Annotated in this window: 14 protein-coding genes and 2 pseudogenes; 2 read left to right on the top strand and 14 right to left on the bottom strand. The window is 44.4% G+C overall.

The genetic code is table 11. The annotated features are described in order from the left end of the window. Positions 1-108: 108 nt before the first annotated feature. The 3 genes from NST47_RS06055 to NST47_RS06045 form a co-directional block, all read right to left on the bottom strand. Entirely contained in the window at positions 109-327 is a 219-nt protein-coding gene (locus NST47_RS06055; protein ID WP_004434885.1) for a helix-turn-helix domain-containing protein, read from the bottom strand. Positions 328-337: 10 nt separating this feature from the next. Beyond that, positions 338-820 (bottom strand): DUF2975 domain-containing protein, encoded by a 483-nt coding sequence (locus tag NST47_RS06050; protein WP_341154328.1) that lies wholly within the window; start codon positions 818-820, stop codon positions 338-340. A gap of 234 nt (positions 821-1,054) precedes the next feature. After that, a complete protein-coding gene (locus NST47_RS06045) occupies positions 1,055-1,897 on the bottom strand; it encodes a nucleotidyltransferase domain-containing protein (RefSeq protein WP_341154327.1) in 843 nt (280 codons plus the stop codon). A 389-nt stretch (positions 1,898-2,286) separates the two neighbouring features. On the opposite strand from NST47_RS06045, the gene NST47_RS06040 reads away from it, so the two are divergent. Further along, entirely contained in the window at positions 2,287-3,030 is a 744-nt protein-coding gene (locus NST47_RS06040; protein ID WP_341154326.1) for a sulfite exporter TauE/SafE family protein, read from the top strand. A 229-nt stretch (positions 3,031-3,259) separates the two neighbouring features. Here NST47_RS06040 and NST47_RS06035 read toward each other — a convergent pair. From NST47_RS06035 to NST47_RS05995, 9 genes and pseudogenes are all read right to left on the bottom strand, one after another. Continuing rightward, positions 3,260-3,382, bottom strand: a pseudogene (locus NST47_RS06035) (FMN-dependent NADH-azoreductase); the annotation flags it as partial. A gap of 266 nt (positions 3,383-3,648) precedes the next feature. After that, positions 3,649-4,092 (bottom strand): SRPBCC family protein, encoded by a 444-nt coding sequence (locus tag NST47_RS06030; RefSeq protein WP_341154325.1) that lies wholly within the window; start codon positions 4,090-4,092, stop codon positions 3,649-3,651. After that, entirely contained in the window at positions 4,085-4,405 is a 321-nt protein-coding gene (locus tag NST47_RS06025; RefSeq protein WP_076235689.1) for an ArsR/SmtB family transcription factor, read from the bottom strand. Before NST47_RS06025 ends, NST47_RS06030 begins: the two co-directional genes overlap by 8 nt. A gap of 367 nt (positions 4,406-4,772) precedes the next feature. Further along, positions 4,773-5,537: an SDR family oxidoreductase gene (locus NST47_RS06020; RefSeq protein ID WP_341154324.1), complete on the bottom strand. Its 765-nt coding sequence runs from the start codon at positions 5,535-5,537 to the stop codon at positions 4,773-4,775. A 122-nt stretch (positions 5,538-5,659) separates the two neighbouring features. Then, positions 5,660-5,941, bottom strand: a pseudogene (locus NST47_RS37115) (DinB family protein); the annotation flags it as partial. Positions 5,942-6,235: 294 nt separating this feature from the next. After that, positions 6,236-6,958, bottom strand: coding sequence for a glycerophosphodiester phosphodiesterase (locus NST47_RS06010; RefSeq protein ID WP_341154323.1), 723 nt, complete (start codon positions 6,956-6,958; stop codon positions 6,236-6,238). 23 nt (positions 6,959-6,981) lie between these two features. Then, positions 6,982-8,247, bottom strand: a complete 1,266-nt coding sequence (locus NST47_RS06005) for an ABC transporter substrate-binding protein (RefSeq protein WP_341154322.1) — start codon at positions 8,245-8,247, stop codon at positions 6,982-6,984. A 79-nt stretch (positions 8,248-8,326) separates the two neighbouring features. Beyond that, positions 8,327-9,226: a carbohydrate ABC transporter permease gene (locus NST47_RS06000; RefSeq protein WP_341154321.1), complete on the bottom strand. Its 900-nt coding sequence runs from the start codon at positions 9,224-9,226 to the stop codon at positions 8,327-8,329. A 19-nt stretch (positions 9,227-9,245) separates the two neighbouring features. Next, positions 9,246-9,959: a carbohydrate ABC transporter permease gene (locus tag NST47_RS05995; protein WP_341154320.1), complete on the bottom strand. Its 714-nt coding sequence runs from the start codon at positions 9,957-9,959 to the stop codon at positions 9,246-9,248. Between the two features lie 425 nt (positions 9,960-10,384). On the opposite strand from NST47_RS05995, the gene NST47_RS05990 reads away from it, so the two are divergent. Continuing rightward, a complete protein-coding gene (locus NST47_RS05990) occupies positions 10,385-11,302 on the top strand; it encodes a LysR family transcriptional regulator (RefSeq protein ID WP_341154319.1) in 918 nt (305 codons plus the stop codon). A 47-nt stretch (positions 11,303-11,349) separates the two neighbouring features. Here the strand turns inward: NST47_RS05990 and NST47_RS05985 are convergent, their stop codons facing one another. Both NST47_RS05985 and NST47_RS05980 read right to left on the bottom strand, forming a co-directional pair. Continuing rightward, entirely contained in the window at positions 11,350-13,053 is a 1,704-nt protein-coding gene (locus NST47_RS05985) for a hypothetical protein (RefSeq protein WP_341154318.1), read from the bottom strand. A 156-nt stretch (positions 13,054-13,209) separates the two neighbouring features. Then, a complete protein-coding gene (locus tag NST47_RS05980; protein WP_341154317.1) occupies positions 13,210-14,844 on the bottom strand; it encodes an extracellular solute-binding protein in 1,635 nt (544 codons plus the stop codon). Positions 14,845-14,900: the final 56 nt, after the last annotated feature.

The following is a 14,900-nucleotide window of genomic DNA, read 5'->3' as shown; positions in this document are numbered from 1 at the left end:
CGATGCTGTAGAGGTATTGTTTATGGACTTGCACTCAAAAGCCGTTTTTTCAAATGCCCTTTATTCAGCTGTCGAGACCCGTCAGTTAAATAAATTTGTTCTCTGTTTTTATTGAGTGTCTTCGTCACTTTTGTACTCCAAAATATCACCTGGCTGACAATCCAAAGTCTTGCATATCGCTTCTAATGTTGAAAAACGAACCGCTTTTGCTTTCCCATTTTTCAGAATGGAAAGATTGGCCATTGTAATGCCAACCCTCTCCGAAAGCTCCGTTACGCTCATTTTTCGTTTTGCTAACATCACATCAATATTAATAATAATTGCCATATGCTCCACCTCAAACCGTTAAATCATTTTCTGATTTTATATGAATAGCTTCTTGTAAAAGTCTTTGGAGAACAGCAGCAAAAACGGCGATCACCATAGAGGCGAAAATAATGGTCAATCCCATTGGTATGAAACTCGGAGGATCAACTCTCTTCCCCATGAGATAGTAGAGTGGCATACCCAAAAGGTACAAGGAACTGATTGTGATGGCACAGTATTTTATATTCTTTAAAGCTTTTACCGATAATTCCGAAAACGCTTGGTTCACATCAATATAGCTTATAAGTTTAAAAGCTTGATACAGAGCAAAGTAAAAAGGAATCGCTGCTGCGTACATATCGATTAAGACGAGAGATTTCATATAAGCCATTTCTGGATACAATTCTCCAGCAAAACTCCCAATCTTGGGCACTAAAAATATACAAAAAGCAAGAATTGAGATTCCAATAAGAATAACAGCCAGTTTCAAAAAGAGTGTTGTTCCTCGTTTCATAAAGTGCACCTCACTTATTTAATGTCAGTTTTTAATTTACCACATTATTTATCGTTTAACAATAAATTAATATCGTTTTTCATAAAATAAAAAGCATTTCTCATTACAAAGAAATGCTCTTACTTTACAATATTAAATTTACAACTTATTCGACAAAACAGTTCTTACTTCAACGGAAATAAAAAAAGGAGCCACTACAAGCAACTCCTGCACTCTCGTTTCTCGTTAATTCAATCACGATTTGGTTTTCATTAGATTTTCTGTTTCCTGAATAAGCTCACGAATCATGTTGATAGCCTTCTTTAAACACTCTTGATCTTCCGTGATTAATGTGAAAACCTCATTTATTCTCTGGGCGTATTTGCTTGGCACTGTACTAAATGAATCGGCAATGGCAGCAGCCCCCTTTTCATTCATCAAGTAGGTTTCATTAATTGCAAACAAAACCTGATTCAAGCAGGATACCGACCTGAAACAACATCCAGCGATATAAGATAAATCCTTTTTGTAGATGCCTTTGTATCCATTATCGAGAGCAAAGGCTGCCTCCCATAAAAATTTTTGGATGGTTGCCTCTTGAAAAACGGGTGAGAACGGGCTTGTTCTACTCTTCAGTTTCCCTATAAGATCTGAGGGGTCCCATAATACTTTACATAACGCGATCTCAGCCAAATAAATCGAGTTGGCAAATCCGTGGGGATGTCCCGGTTGATAATCTATTGTGATATTTCCCATGACACATTCTTCAATAACATGTGACACTTTATTTTGATCACGAAATAAAAAATCAACTGGAATTTGATTAACTTTCAACCAGCCACCACCATTAATCCATGGTCCCCAGCCGCCTATTTCTGTCACTAGGTTTTCTCTATGATCGTCATCCAATTCAGCAGCAGCCCGACGAAGCTCGGTAATGTCCAGCGCTTTTTCGGAATCGTAGTAAATACCAATATCAATATCAGAGTTAGGGCTTCCAGTCCCCCTAGCTCTTGAACCGCCGAGAACCAGAGCACTTATTCCTCTGACTTGTTTTAAGCTGTCAACAATATTCGAAATTGTGTATTGCACGTTCATAATTCTCACTCCAGTCCTAAGTTCGATTATGTCAATAATAATGAACGACTGTTCCTAGCTGCAAGGGAGAGGATTTATTAAACATTCCTGCCCTTTAATAATCAAGGCTTATACCTGCAAAAGCACTCTGAATCAGATCCGTCTCACACCCCCAAATTTTAATTTTAATACGTTTTTTCATCAATTATGTATAGGAACCTTGTCTGATTGATTTCAAACGATTACAGAGCTTATTACATGCGTTAAAATCTGTATTTTAATTGCATTTCACTCATGTTAATATAATGTAAAATAAACGAAGAGGGTGTTATTGTGCGAATTTTTGACTTCAATACAAGGATTTTAAAACTGCCAAATATAAAATTTAGTTTCTTTGAGGATATTGTACAATGACAACTACCCTTATTGTGCTGGTTGTCGTTGCGGTTTTTGTTGGTGCCTTGATGAAATCTATGTTTGGCTTCGGAGAAGCAATAGTAAGCATGCCTTTGCTTGCACTACTTCCGATCACTCTGCAAACTTCGGTTTCTCTAATCGGGTTAGCGGGGCTAACCGTTGCTTTACTAACCGTTTTCAGCGGATGGCGTCATGTTGAGCGCCCTGTCCTGATCCGACTAGCAGTTTCTACCGTAATCGGAATCCCCTTCGGCCTTGTTTTACTTCATCTTACTCCTGCAATCGTGATTACGTTTGGACTTGGAATTTTTCTGATTGCTTTTGGATGTTACTCTTTAACTAAGAAGATTCTCTCTCGGGCAATCGAACGTCCATTACTTAATGATCGCGGATGGGTATTACCGTTCGGATTTGCCTCAGGAGTTCTTGGCAGTGCTTATAATTTTAATGGTGTGCCGGTCGTTGTCTACGGTACATTACGACGATGGAATCCGGATCGTTTTCGAGGAACATTGCAAGCTCATTTTCTTATATCTGGCGTTCTTGTTGTTACAGGACATGCACTCGGCGGGTTATGGACGTTTGACGCATTAATTTATTATGCTTATTCTTTACCGGCTATTCTTATAGCTACCGCACTCGGTGTTTTTTTGAATAATCGAATTCCTGCTGGAAAATTCGAACGTTACTTATTTATTATTATCATCGTACTCGGAATTCTATTGGTATTGCCCTGAGGTTCAAGCTAATCATTTTAATTATTCCCTTTAATTATCTATTTTCCATCCATTCGCAAATTCATTACTGAAGAAATCTGCCCGTTACTTCAATAAACTGCCCCTGATTAATCAAGTTGTATACTTTGCCTTGCTCGCTCCAGCAAGCTGTACACGTAATCAGCTTTTTCATCAGAATAGGCAAGAAGTGTTGTAATTCCTTTATGAAGTGAACTCAGTTTCCGATATAAATCGATTTGTTCAATGGGCCCTTCCAGATTAAGTTTTTATAAGTCTCCAGAAAATGCCTAAGTACTTGTAGGCTTACGGACGAATCAGAGTCCACTTTGGGATGTGCATTAATAATGAGCAGCTTCTTTTTTTGTTAGTCATCTCAGACAATTAGCGGATATATTTTGTGACATGAATGGCGTGGGATTCCAAAAAAAACCAAGCTCAAACTTCGGAGGCCACTGAAAAGTCCAATTTTCAAAAAAAATAAAATAGCAGAAAAAAAACGAACCTATAGAATCGCTTCTAAGGTCCGCTCCGTATTAAATTCGCATACCTCACATTGCCGAATGATAACTGTCCTTCGTAGCCGGGAACTTCCAGAGGTTAGCCTAAACCAAAGTGAAACTAAAAAACTTGAAGGGTTTTTCCTGTTTCGAGGAGGCTTTTTAAATTACTGAGGATGGCAGGCCATCCGTTGTTAAACCCTTCCATTTTACCTTCATCTTTGCGAATATCCTTTTCTAATAAATCCTCGTGTCGAAGCGTCAGTTTTATCGTAGAGGTCATGGGTGTTAATTCATATGTAACCTTAGAAATTCGCTCTCCTTCAACGTCTTTGACACTCCAGGTAACAGTGAGTAATCGATACGGCTCACATACAAGAACTTCACCATAATGTTCAACCTTATCTTTATTCATCAATTTAAAGCTGGAACCAACTTGCCAATCCGAAACGATTTCACGACCGAAAAAATACTGCTTGGTAAATTCACTGTTAGTTAGGGCTGCCCATAGCTTCTCGGGTGTGGTTGCGATGTAAGTCGCATAAACGAATGAAGCTTTATTCATGATTAGAATCCTCCTCTAAGGCTTGCTTTAGTGTGTTCAATGCCTCAATCCGGTGACGCTCAAACTTACCGATCCAACGTTGATAAATTTCCCCGATAGGTACCGGGTTAAGATAATGAAGCTTTTCGCGGCCTTGCCAAACGACAGTAACTAGATTTGCCTCTTCCAGCAGCAGAAGGTGCTTAGTAACAGCTTGACGACTCATTGTCATTTGTTTACAGAGTTCGCCCAAGGATTGCCCGTTATTGACGAACAAGAGGTCGAGTAATTCTCTACGTGTTCCATCGGCAAGTGCTTTAAAGAGTTTGTCCATATCTCCATTATATGCAACTTTTTAGTTGCATGTCAAATCATAAAAAAACCTGTAGCATATGCAACAGGAACTAGACCTTGGTGAACCTTATAGAGTAACGTTTTCAGCTCAAATATTCATCATCTTTCCATACGGCATTAACCTGCCTTTTCGTTTGATGAGGTTGCCGATTTTTTAGCGGCTGCTGAGAAGTAACAAATGAAATTCCGTTGTGTTAGCGTGTCCAGATAGTTCAATGAAAAAACAGACCGCATCGGCGGTCTGCCCCACGTACTTACCTTCCCATTCAACATTAAAAATCCTATACCAAGAAGAGGCCAGATAACACTTTGAACTTCAAAAAGATCCATCCTATTTCCTGATGACTTTACAAATGAGAGCCCCCACTGGCATCGATCAATTGCCCGGTTACCCAGCGACTGTCGGGAGAAGCTAGAAAAGCAGCTATATCCGCGACATCTTCTGGTTGGCCCCATCTTCCAAAGATAGAAAAATCAGCACCAAATTTTTGTGAGGCAGGATCTTGCAGCATTGCAGCATTCATATCCGTGGCAACGAATCCAGGTTGGATGGCATTGATCGTAATTCCACGTGGGCCGAGTTGGTTCGATAAAGCGAGCGTGAGTGTGTTGATTGCCCCCTTGGTCATACTGTATACGGGAATGGCAGGCAGGGAAATCCTTGTTATAGAGGATGACAAATTAATAATTCGACCTTCGTCTCGTAAACGTGGCAAAGCTTGTTGAGTCAGGAAAAATGGCATCTTTACATTGATTTCCATGATTTTATCGAATGCGTCTTCTGTAGTATCCTCAATTGGGGCTACTAGGGCGATCCCTGCGTTGTTCACTAGTATATCGAAGTGAATGTCACCTGTACTTTCTTTCAACAATTCATCCAATGTCTTATAAAGTGTCTGTATGCTTTCTGAAGAACCAAGTTTCGTACCAATCGTGAATGCAGTCCCTCCATTCTGCTCGATATCATGTACTACTTCTTCTGCAGCTTCACGGTTCGTGCCATAATGAACAGCTACTAATGCACCTTCTTGCGCTAAACGTGTCGCAATGGCACGTCCAATCCCGCGGCTTGCACCCGTAACCAAAGCAACTTTACCCTTCAATCTAGTCATAATTTTAATCTCCTCTTGTGTCTAATACGTACACGATAGTTATAACACAAGGTAAATTTTGTAATGTTGCTTTCTTATTCGTAGAACCCAGATTTAATTTAGAGTCATTCACTGAATCACCGTTATTGTTCGTCCGCGCTGGGGCCGTACATCCCTGGAACCGGTATTCCGAGCAGTCGGAGATAGACCGTCAACTGACCCCGATGATGATAAACGTGATTGAACATCAGCGTGCGCACCCTGTCGATCCGGGGCGCTTCCAAGACGGTCTCCCCCTTGCTGACGAGCTTCCAGATATCCCTTAGCCCGTCTTCTCCCCATTCCCGAAGCTTGCTCTCGGCGAGAGGCATGCTCCATTCCAACGCTTCGAGCAGTTCTTGCCGGTTGGTCGGCTCTGGCCAAGGCCGTTCTTCACCTGAATCCTATCACGCCATGCGCGCGAACGTTTCTTACGGCTTGCGGAAATCGAGAAAGTCGGTGTCCGAGGATTAAAGACATTCCGTCATCCTTGGGGGCTGGCAAGTGATCTTTTATATGGTTACACCCGACGGATAAGTTAAGATGGTCCACAGTACCTTTATTAGCAGAGAAAAAGGACTACCACATGGCAGTCCTTGGATATTGAACTATGAATTGAATAATTGCTTACAACGTGGCACATCTCAACTACCGTGAACCCTCTTCGTTACAGCAAGCAATCATGAAGAGTACACATTGGATTGAAGAGCTTCGTTTAATTGATTAGGAAAATTAACCGTCATGCCATCCACGCCACATTCGAGACAATGCTTCATTAATGCATCATCGGCTACTTTCCAGGCCCGAACCTCAAAACCGTGCTGCTTCAACAAGCGGACTCCTTCCAGATTCACGGTATCTGCCTGGGGACACAGTTGGATAACTCCATACTCCTTCAACAACTCCAAATGATTCTTATCCCATTGACGAACCAGATGGCCTAACCGAATGGAGCCATGCGCTTGCCGAACAGCTTGCAAATTCTCAAAGTCAAAAGAGGTAATGGTTACCTTTTCAATGAGATCATGTCTTTTTAATCCATAGATAAGCTCTTCCTCAAGCCCGGATTCTTTCAGCTCCAACGCCAGATGGATGGGCTTATTACCAAAAGCATAAAGAAATGCATCCATACTCACTAATCGTTCCCCCACATACTGATCAGAAAACCAGGAACCTGCATCCAACTGCTGCAGTTCTGTCCATGTATAATCGGAAAGACGCCCCGTGCCGTTGGTCGTGCGATTCAGCAATTCATCGTGATGCAAAACAATAACACCGTCTTTGGACATTCTAAGATCGGTTTCCAAGCCATTGGCTCCCATTTCCAATCCTTTGTAAAAGGCTGCCAATGTGTTTTCCGGCGCGTTATGTGACGCTCCCCTGTGAGCAATATTCATAATCATTGATTTATTCACACCTTTGACTTTTATTTATATGATTTCATATAATTGATAACTTCGGATTGCAGAGCGTCCATGACCTTTTGCGGATCAGCCTTGGCATCGTTGTGTACAGTCTCAATCGCATTGACAATACCGGACCAAATGAGTGCGTCAGCAGGATGAATGCCTTCTGCGCGTAAAAATTGGGTTTGATCAATGGTCACTTTAAAGTTCGGATCTTTCGTCAAGTGCTGCTTGAAATCAGGCAATTCGTAAGCTGCTTTACTGACAGGAATATATCCGGTGCTCATTGAGTTTTGAGCTGTAATCTCCGGACTCGTCAAAAAGGACACTAATTTCCATGACGCTTCCTCATGAGTCTTATCCGATTTGAAAATACCCAGTCCGTTGCCTCCGATCGGTACCCAACGTTGATTGACCTTTGGCAAATACGCTACTCCGATTTCAAACTTATTGCCAATCTGCTTTTTCAAAGCAGCAAGCGATGCGCCTGAGCGGAATAACATAGCCAGCTTACCCGCTGCAAAATCCTCACCTGAGGTTTTAATTTGATTTTGCGGCATGATTTTGGACGTATGTACAGCATCTTGTATCGATTTTAGCGTTTCTACAACCTCTTTGCTGTTTACATTAGGCGTACCGTCCGCTTTGATCAATTGCCCTCCACGATTCCATACCATTGGTTGGAAATACCACGGGCTATCGCTGTTTAAGTTCAGCCCCCATTCGCCATTGCCGCTCACCTTTTTCCCCGCTTCGATCAGTTCATCCCACGTATCGGGCACCTTTAAGCCCTGTTTCTCCAACATTGTTTTGTTGTAATACATGACCGGAGTGCTGCTCTGGAACGGAATCACCCATTTCTTGTCCTTATACGTGTACCGCTGCCAAAATCCGGGTAAAATTTGTGCGATCTCTTCCTTGGACATAAAGCTTTCGATCGGCAACAGCTTCCCGCTGTCCGCGATTTGCGGAATCGCATGTCTTTGACCCAGTTGAACGACATTAGGCAGACTGTTGGATACGATACCTGCCTGAACCTTTTTGGCCATTTCATCATAATCACCCATGAATTCAACTTCGATCTTAATATTGGGGTTAGCCGTTTGGAACGCATCCATGTAGCCTTTTAGTAAATCTTTTTCCGTAGACCACAGCTTCAACGTGATCGGTCCGCTTGCAGCTGCCCCTTTTGGAGTCTCATAGGTGCTGGTGCTCCCCTGCTGCTCTCCACAACCAGATAGAATAGCTAATAAAGCTGTCATCGTCACTAATACTTTCTTCTTCATCTTGTTCATCTCCTCATTTATTGTATGATTAAATTAGCTTCAATTAGGATTCAATAGAAACGACAAGCCACCTGATGGGTTACTTCAATCCGCTAGTGACGATACCACGAACAAAATATTTTTGCAGGAACAAGAACAACACCAGAATCGGCAGGATGACAAAAGTAGAGGCAGCGAGCAGTTGCGGCCATTGCGTTCCGAGCTCCTTATCGATCATATATCTAAGACCAATTTGCACCGTACGCATCTGCGTCGTATTCGTCACGAGCAGTGGCCACAAATAGCTGTTCCACGAATTAATAAAAGCAAACAGACTGACGGTAGCTAAAATGGTTTGCGATAAGGGCAGCACAATCCGGAATAAAGTTGTGAAATGAGAGCATCCATCGATTTTGGCCGCATCAAGCAGATCTTTAGGAATTGTAAGGAAAAATTGCCTTAGCAAAAAGATGCCAAACACACTCGTCAAGCTCGGTATAATAAGCGCCAGGTGCGTATTGATAAGCCCCAAAGACTTGACCACCAAATAGGATGGGATCATTGTCGATTCGAAGGGAATCATCGTTGTAGCAATGAATAGGAGAAACCAGCCTTGCTTACCTTTGAAATCAACACATGCGAATGCATAGGCGGCCATGCTGCACGTAATTACCTGACCCGCAACCGTACAGACGGATACCAACACGCTATTCATAAAAAAGCGATCGAAAGGCGCACTTTGCCAAGCTTGCAAATAATTACTCCAGCGTAAGGAGCCCGGCATGCTTAACAGCCCTCCGCCAAATATTTCATCCGGCATCTTCAGCGAGCTGATCACCATCCAGATGAATGGAAATGCCATCACAAGTGACGCACTGATCAGCAATAGATGCTTCAGAATGGATGCGGCTTGTTTAATCATCGTTGATGAATTTTGCAGACTTTTAATTCGATGACCTTGAGGAGAGACACGGCTTACTAGCTTGGTTGAATGATCCAATTGTTTACGCCTCCGTCATTTATTGATAATGCACTTTGCGGCCAACTAATCTCATTTGCACCCAAGTCAGCAAGAGAATAATGCCTAGTAATACCATGGCAATGGCTGAGGCATACCCCATCTGGAAGCGCTCAAACGCATAATTCCACAGGTGCATGACCACAAGCTCTGTGCTTCCGGCTGGACCTCCCTTGGTCATAACGTCGATTTGCGTGAAGGTCTGCAGCTGCTCAATCGTCAAATAAATAAGTAGGAAAAAGATTGTTGGCGTCAGTAATGGAAGCTTAATGCTTAGCATGATTCGCAGTGGACCTGCACCGTCCATTTTGGCCGCTTCCTCCACATCTGTTGGAATCCCTTGTAGGCCAGCCAAGTAAATAACGACACAAAACCCGATGTGCTTCCAGATTGCCATTATGGCCAAAGAAATTAACGCCGTCTTGGTGTCGTTCAACCAGCGCAGTGGCTCCAGTCCCAGCCATTTCATAGCCGCATTGGCCATGCCGTAGTCAGGGTGATAAATAAACATCCATACAACAGAAATCGCTACTGTAGACGTGACTATAGGGGCAAAGAACAACGACCGGTATAGCGATAGTGCCAAACGAAGTCCCTTGTCGAGCAATAATGCGAATCCAAGCGAAAGGATCATGGAAATTGGAACTGTCATGATCGTGTAAAGCAGCGTTCGAAATAACGAGTTGTAGAAGCTTTTGTTTTGAAATAAGCTCACATAATTATTTAATCCTATAAACTCGGGCATCGGCCTCATCATGTCCCACGAAAGTAAGCTTAAGCCTGCACTATAAAAAATGGGAATGATTACAAAAACTAACAAAATGAGCAGGGAAGGAAGTAACAGTACATATCCCGCCGTATTCTCGCTTCGCTTCCTGACTGTCATAGCATCACCTCACATCGATTTAATGACTTCCTTATATATTTTTATTATAAGTGATAATGAATACAGATCAAGTTAACGTTTTGTAAAACAGAAATTCAGTCTTTTTTGATCTATAATAATACTATATATGATATTAAGAGCAAATATTACCATATATTTACTTGAAAAATGATGTAAATATCGATTCTTGATCTCTATTAAATAATTTTATATAATAAACCTATAATTAAATATTATAAGGATGGTGAGCCTTTTTGCAATTACGTGACATTCAGTATGCACTCACTGTAGCCAAAGAGCTGAGCTTCTCCAAAGCTGCTCAACAACTTTCGATCAGCCAACCAGCCTTGAGCCAATGTATCAAAAAGCTGGAGCAGGAGCTGGGAACCCCTCTATTTTTTCGGGAAAACAATACGGTCAAGCTGACAAAAGCCGGAGAGGTGTTTATTAAAGAGGGAAGCGAAATTATGAACAAAAGCGAGCGATTAACCCAGGAGATCTCAGCAATAGCCAACACGCGAGAGGAAAACCTACGCATTGGCATTTCTCCATTCTACAGCTACCATTACCTCCCGAGGATCATACCCGCCTTTAGCAAACAGTACCCTTCAGTCAAATTAGACATTATGGAGAAGCATTCCGCTACACTGGAGCAGCTGATCATTAATGATGAGGTTGATTTTTGCATGATCCCTCTTCCTTTTTCCTATAAAGAGATCGAGTATCAACATATTTATCAGGAGCAAATTTTATTTGCCATTCCGAAGAACAATGAGCTTAACGCTTATTTGACACCTGCCATGTCCGTTGGTTTGCCTTTTATAGATTTGCGGTTGGCCAAGCATCAGCCGTTTATTTTTCTTAAAACGGAGCAAAAGTTCACACCGATGGGACATCGCCTCTGTAATGAGGCTGGCTTCACGCCACATATCGTTTTTGAAACGATGAACTGGGATACGATCAATTCCTTGGTGGCCACTGGAATGGGGGTAGGCTTCGTCCCGGAAATTTTGATTGGATCATTGACTGTTGATGAGCAACCCACATATTGCCGTATCTTGGCTGAAAATACGACTCGCAGCTATGTGGTAGCACATAAAAAAGGACGGAGTCTCTCGACTACCGCCAACAATTTTATACGTGTTGCCAAAAATTCGTTCCTCAGAGACTAAACGTCCGGAATGAATCATGGAGAGCATTCTTATTGGTTCACTATGGTTCAGTGCAGTTCAGGCTCCGAAAAAAATCGGAATCGGAGTATGCGATCCGCTGGCGTGACCCAGTTCATAGTCAAATTAAGTGCTTCCTTATTGATAACATCATTGCGCATGAAAACTTCAAAGTGCTCCAAAGCACCCTCTTCAATGCGAATGTGGTCTTCACCGCAGCTGTAGATGGCAGCACCCTCAGTCAAACGCTGTATGGAAGGCGCTGTATGCTCAAGGCCATCACCTTGCAGCTGTCCATGAGCATCAAACATGCAGATGGCCTGCAGGTAGATGCCGGCTCTCTCCTCCGAGACGATGCGCACATCAACGCCATCGTCAAGCAGCTTGACCTCAACCCCGATGCGCAAATGAAGAATATCGGTACGTTCACGCAGATGATTCGGCATATTGACATACATCCCTTTGGCATTTCTCGTATGCTCTTCAGCAAGCGGCTGGAAATAACAACCCTCCAGCTCAACGTCCATTCTGTACGTATCCTCCGCAAGCTTGCGGATACCGGGGAACGCAGCCGCTCCGATACCGAACCAGCCGACACCCAATTTCAATGCCGGCATTCTAGCTTGGCCGTATTGGATATACATCATTTCCTGTTGGCCTGCCATCACGGTTACGCTCAGCTTGCCCCTGCGGTGTCGCAGTACTGATGCTCCATGCGGATGTTTCACAACGGGACCAAGATAGGGCACACGGTCCGGTACCCGTACCACATTGTTTTCCCCGAACAATACCGTGTAGCTGTCGGACAAAGGCGTTTCGTCACCCGGCAGCTCCATCAGCTCCGGCTCCAGCATCCAGTGGATTAAACCGAGCGAGCCCTTCGACGACGTCCGGTCGGCAGTGCGGGCCAACGCTGCCAGTATCGGGTCCTTGCTGCGTGCTGCCATCAAATGGCAGGCTGCATAAAAACGGTCATCCAGCTTCGCCACCTGACCAAGATCCTGGCGCCCCGAATATTCGGTCGCAATCGTGTCGCCCGGATGAAGCAGATAGCTCATCATGACCAAAGTACTTTGAGCGGCTTCAAAGGCAGGCTCATAGTCGAACGTTCGTCCGACTGTATGCAAATAATAAGCGCAGATGGCGTTGTATATCGCATTGCTGCGTTCCGTCCATTCTCCATATTCAGTAATATCGAGACCTTCATTCAAAAACTGAAATGCACGGTCCCGGAATGCGGTTCCGCCGAACAGCTCATGCATTTTGGCAAGCGCAGAGGCATGCACCCAGCGATGGTTCGGCGTGTGGATGCCTCCGTACAGCATGCTGTCCTGCGCCCTTTCCATAAACAACTCAAGCGTCTCCGTGATTGCCGCCGTCTCCTCACCGCCGAAGCGTCTTCCGAGCTCTACCAGCAAAGCAACCAGATGGGAAGTAAACGCGGTATCCGGCGGTGAATCAATATTGCAGTTGTACAACGACACCGATCCACTTGGCAGCTGGATCGCAAGAAATGCCGCAGCCAGCTCATGAAGTATCGCAAGCAGCTCGCTGTTGTGGTAATACCGCGAATCCGGCTGGCAGTACAGCGGAAGCATCAGCGCCAGTCTGCCCAGCTCAAGCCCCTGGGAGCTGAGCTTCCTCCCATGCACCTGTTCATCGTGAAATCTGGCCAATTCCTCATCCAATCTATGATCCTGCAGATCAATCAATTCCCTGATCTCGGCAGCACTGTTATACGGGATACCGTTCATTCCTATTCGCTCCTTCATCTTGTTATCGCACAGCCTGTAGTTCCTATAAATAGACAGAGGAGGAAAGGAGAACAAGCTCCTTCTTCCTCCTCCTCTGCACTACTTGGCAGATCTCTTCTCACTTCTTGTCGTATGCCTGTTTCCTGCTGTCTTTACCTATTTATTGGTCGTTTTCCAGTTGATGCTCTTCAGGTTTTCGGTAACTTCCTTGTCATACTCACGCCCGCCATTTTTCTCCCAGCCGGCTACGAGAGCATCCCACTCCTGGTCAAAGTTCGGAACGATAATCACCTTGGACAATTTCTCGTACAAATATTTAGTGATGTTCACACCGTTTTTCTCGGCTACCTTACGCTGCGTATCGAAAACCGGATAGCTTTTTCCATATTTTTCGAACATGCGATAGTAAGGGTCCATCAGTTTGGCGATCTCTTCCTTCTTCGGATCAGCCGCATTGATTTGCAAAATCTGCTCCTTCGTAGGAGGTCCCATATAACCTTGAGTCAGCAGATTCAGGTCATTGAAATACCAATCGATCTCCTTGACGTTTTTGGCCGGATCGATCACGGTACGCACGCCATTATCGACTTTATAGTGCGTGCCTTCCAGGCCACTCTGCACGACCGCGACGTTTTTGGCGAGGAAGTTCAGGAACTTGACGGCCGCTTCCGGATTTTTCGTTGACTTTGGAATTAGATTAAGCAGCCCGAACTGCGACTCAAGCGAGGTAAGCTGGGTACCATTCGGTCTCTTGAACGGCTCCACCGTTACCCAGGTAGCAGTTGGTACCGTCTTTCTCGTCTCAACATTCATTTCCCAGACCGTATTATTGGAATCAATAAAGCCCGCTGTGCCTGACGTATAATGCTGTTGATACTGCTGGGAGTTGACATCGGTTACGAACTCCTTGGACAACAGGCCCTCCCGGTACAGCTTATTCATAAAGGCGAAGAACGCTTTGCCCTCGGGAAGATCAACCGCGGAATGGAACACACCATCGGTATAGTTGCCTGTCGGCATATACACCTCGGTCTTCGGACCGTCCATCGCAACGCCCGCGCCCCACATCGGACCGTAGAAGAAAGCTTTCATCCCTTGATTAATCGCCGGGATCGCCCAAGGCACCACGTTGTCTTTTCCTACACCGCCAGGATCTTTTTCCTTAAACGCTTTCAATACCGTATACAGCTCATCGAGCGTCGTAGGCGCTTTCATATTCAGCTTGTCAAGCCAGTCCTGACGGATTTTCATGGAGGGACCGACCGCCGTGCTCATCCGCATAGCCGGTATGGCGTAACGCTTGCCTTTATACGTACCCGCGGAATCCAGTGCAGGCTTGATCAGCTTCTTGATATCGGGTCCGTATTTATCGAGCAGGGTGTCCAATTCCCATAAGCCACCCTGCTCGGCCCATTTGAACATCGCGTTCAAGTCGTACGTGATCAATATATCCGGCGATTCACCGGAAGCCATCCAGGTGCTGTTCTTCTCACTTTCCTGAGACCTTGGCAGTGTGACATACTCAACGTCCAGACCTTCCTTTTTGGCATTCTCCTTGATCCATTTGACCAGCAATGAATCGGTCAGCTTTTCGCCGCTTGGCGAGTTGGAACGATCCCAGAGCGATACCCGGACTTTCTCTAATTTAACCGGATCGGCAGCTTTATTGGCATCGCCAGTAGCCGCCGTGGAGCCGCTTGGAGTGGTACCTCCCGTACAGCCAATCAGTAGGCTTGGAATCAGCATAGCTGCCATAGAAAGCTTAAGTCCCCTGTTCAATGTTGCTTTCAAAGTCGTTTCCTCCTTGTTGTCTGTCACAGATTTATATGAAGACAGGCGCTGCAGGC

The sequence above is a fragment of the Paenibacillus sp. FSL H8-0034 genome (genome assembly GCF_038000305.1).
Taxonomy (GTDB): Bacteria; Bacillota; Bacilli; order Paenibacillales; family NBRC-103111; genus Paenibacillus_S.
Note: the sequence above shows the minus strand (reverse complement) of the source record. Positions and strands in the feature narration are given on the sequence as shown.

Bases quoted from the DNA above. Each gene is read 5' to 3' on its own strand.
- NST47_RS06055 (WP_004434885.1), bottom strand. From the start codon at position 327: ATGGCAATTATTATTAATATTGATGTGATGTTAGCAAAACGAAAAATG.
- NST47_RS06050 (WP_341154328.1), bottom strand. From the start codon at position 820: ATGAAACGAGGAACAACACTCTTTTTGAAACTGGCTGTTATTCTTATT.
- NST47_RS06045 (WP_341154327.1), bottom strand. From the start codon at position 1,897: ATGAACGTGCAATACACAATTTCGAATATTGTTGACAGCTTAAAACAA.
- NST47_RS06040 (WP_341154326.1), top strand. From the start codon at position 2,287: ATGACAACTACCCTTATTGTGCTGGTTGTCGTTGCGGTTTTTGTTGGT.
- NST47_RS06030 (WP_341154325.1), bottom strand. From the start codon at position 4,092: ATGAATAAAGCTTCATTCGTTTATGCGACTTACATCGCAACCACACCC.
- NST47_RS06025 (WP_076235689.1), bottom strand. From the start codon at position 4,405: ATGGACAAACTCTTTAAAGCACTTGCCGATGGAACACGTAGAGAATTA.
- NST47_RS06020 (WP_341154324.1), bottom strand. From the start codon at position 5,537: ATGACTAGATTGAAGGGTAAAGTTGCTTTGGTTACGGGTGCAAGCCGC.
- NST47_RS06010 (WP_341154323.1), bottom strand. From the start codon at position 6,958: ATGATTATGAATATTGCTCACAGGGGAGCGTCACATAACGCGCCGGAA.
- NST47_RS06005 (WP_341154322.1), bottom strand. From the start codon at position 8,247: ATGAAGAAGAAAGTATTAGTGACGATGACAGCTTTATTAGCTATTCTA.
- NST47_RS05985 (WP_341154318.1), bottom strand. From the start codon at position 13,053: ATGAACGGTATCCCGTATAACAGTGCTGCCGAGATCAGGGAATTGATT.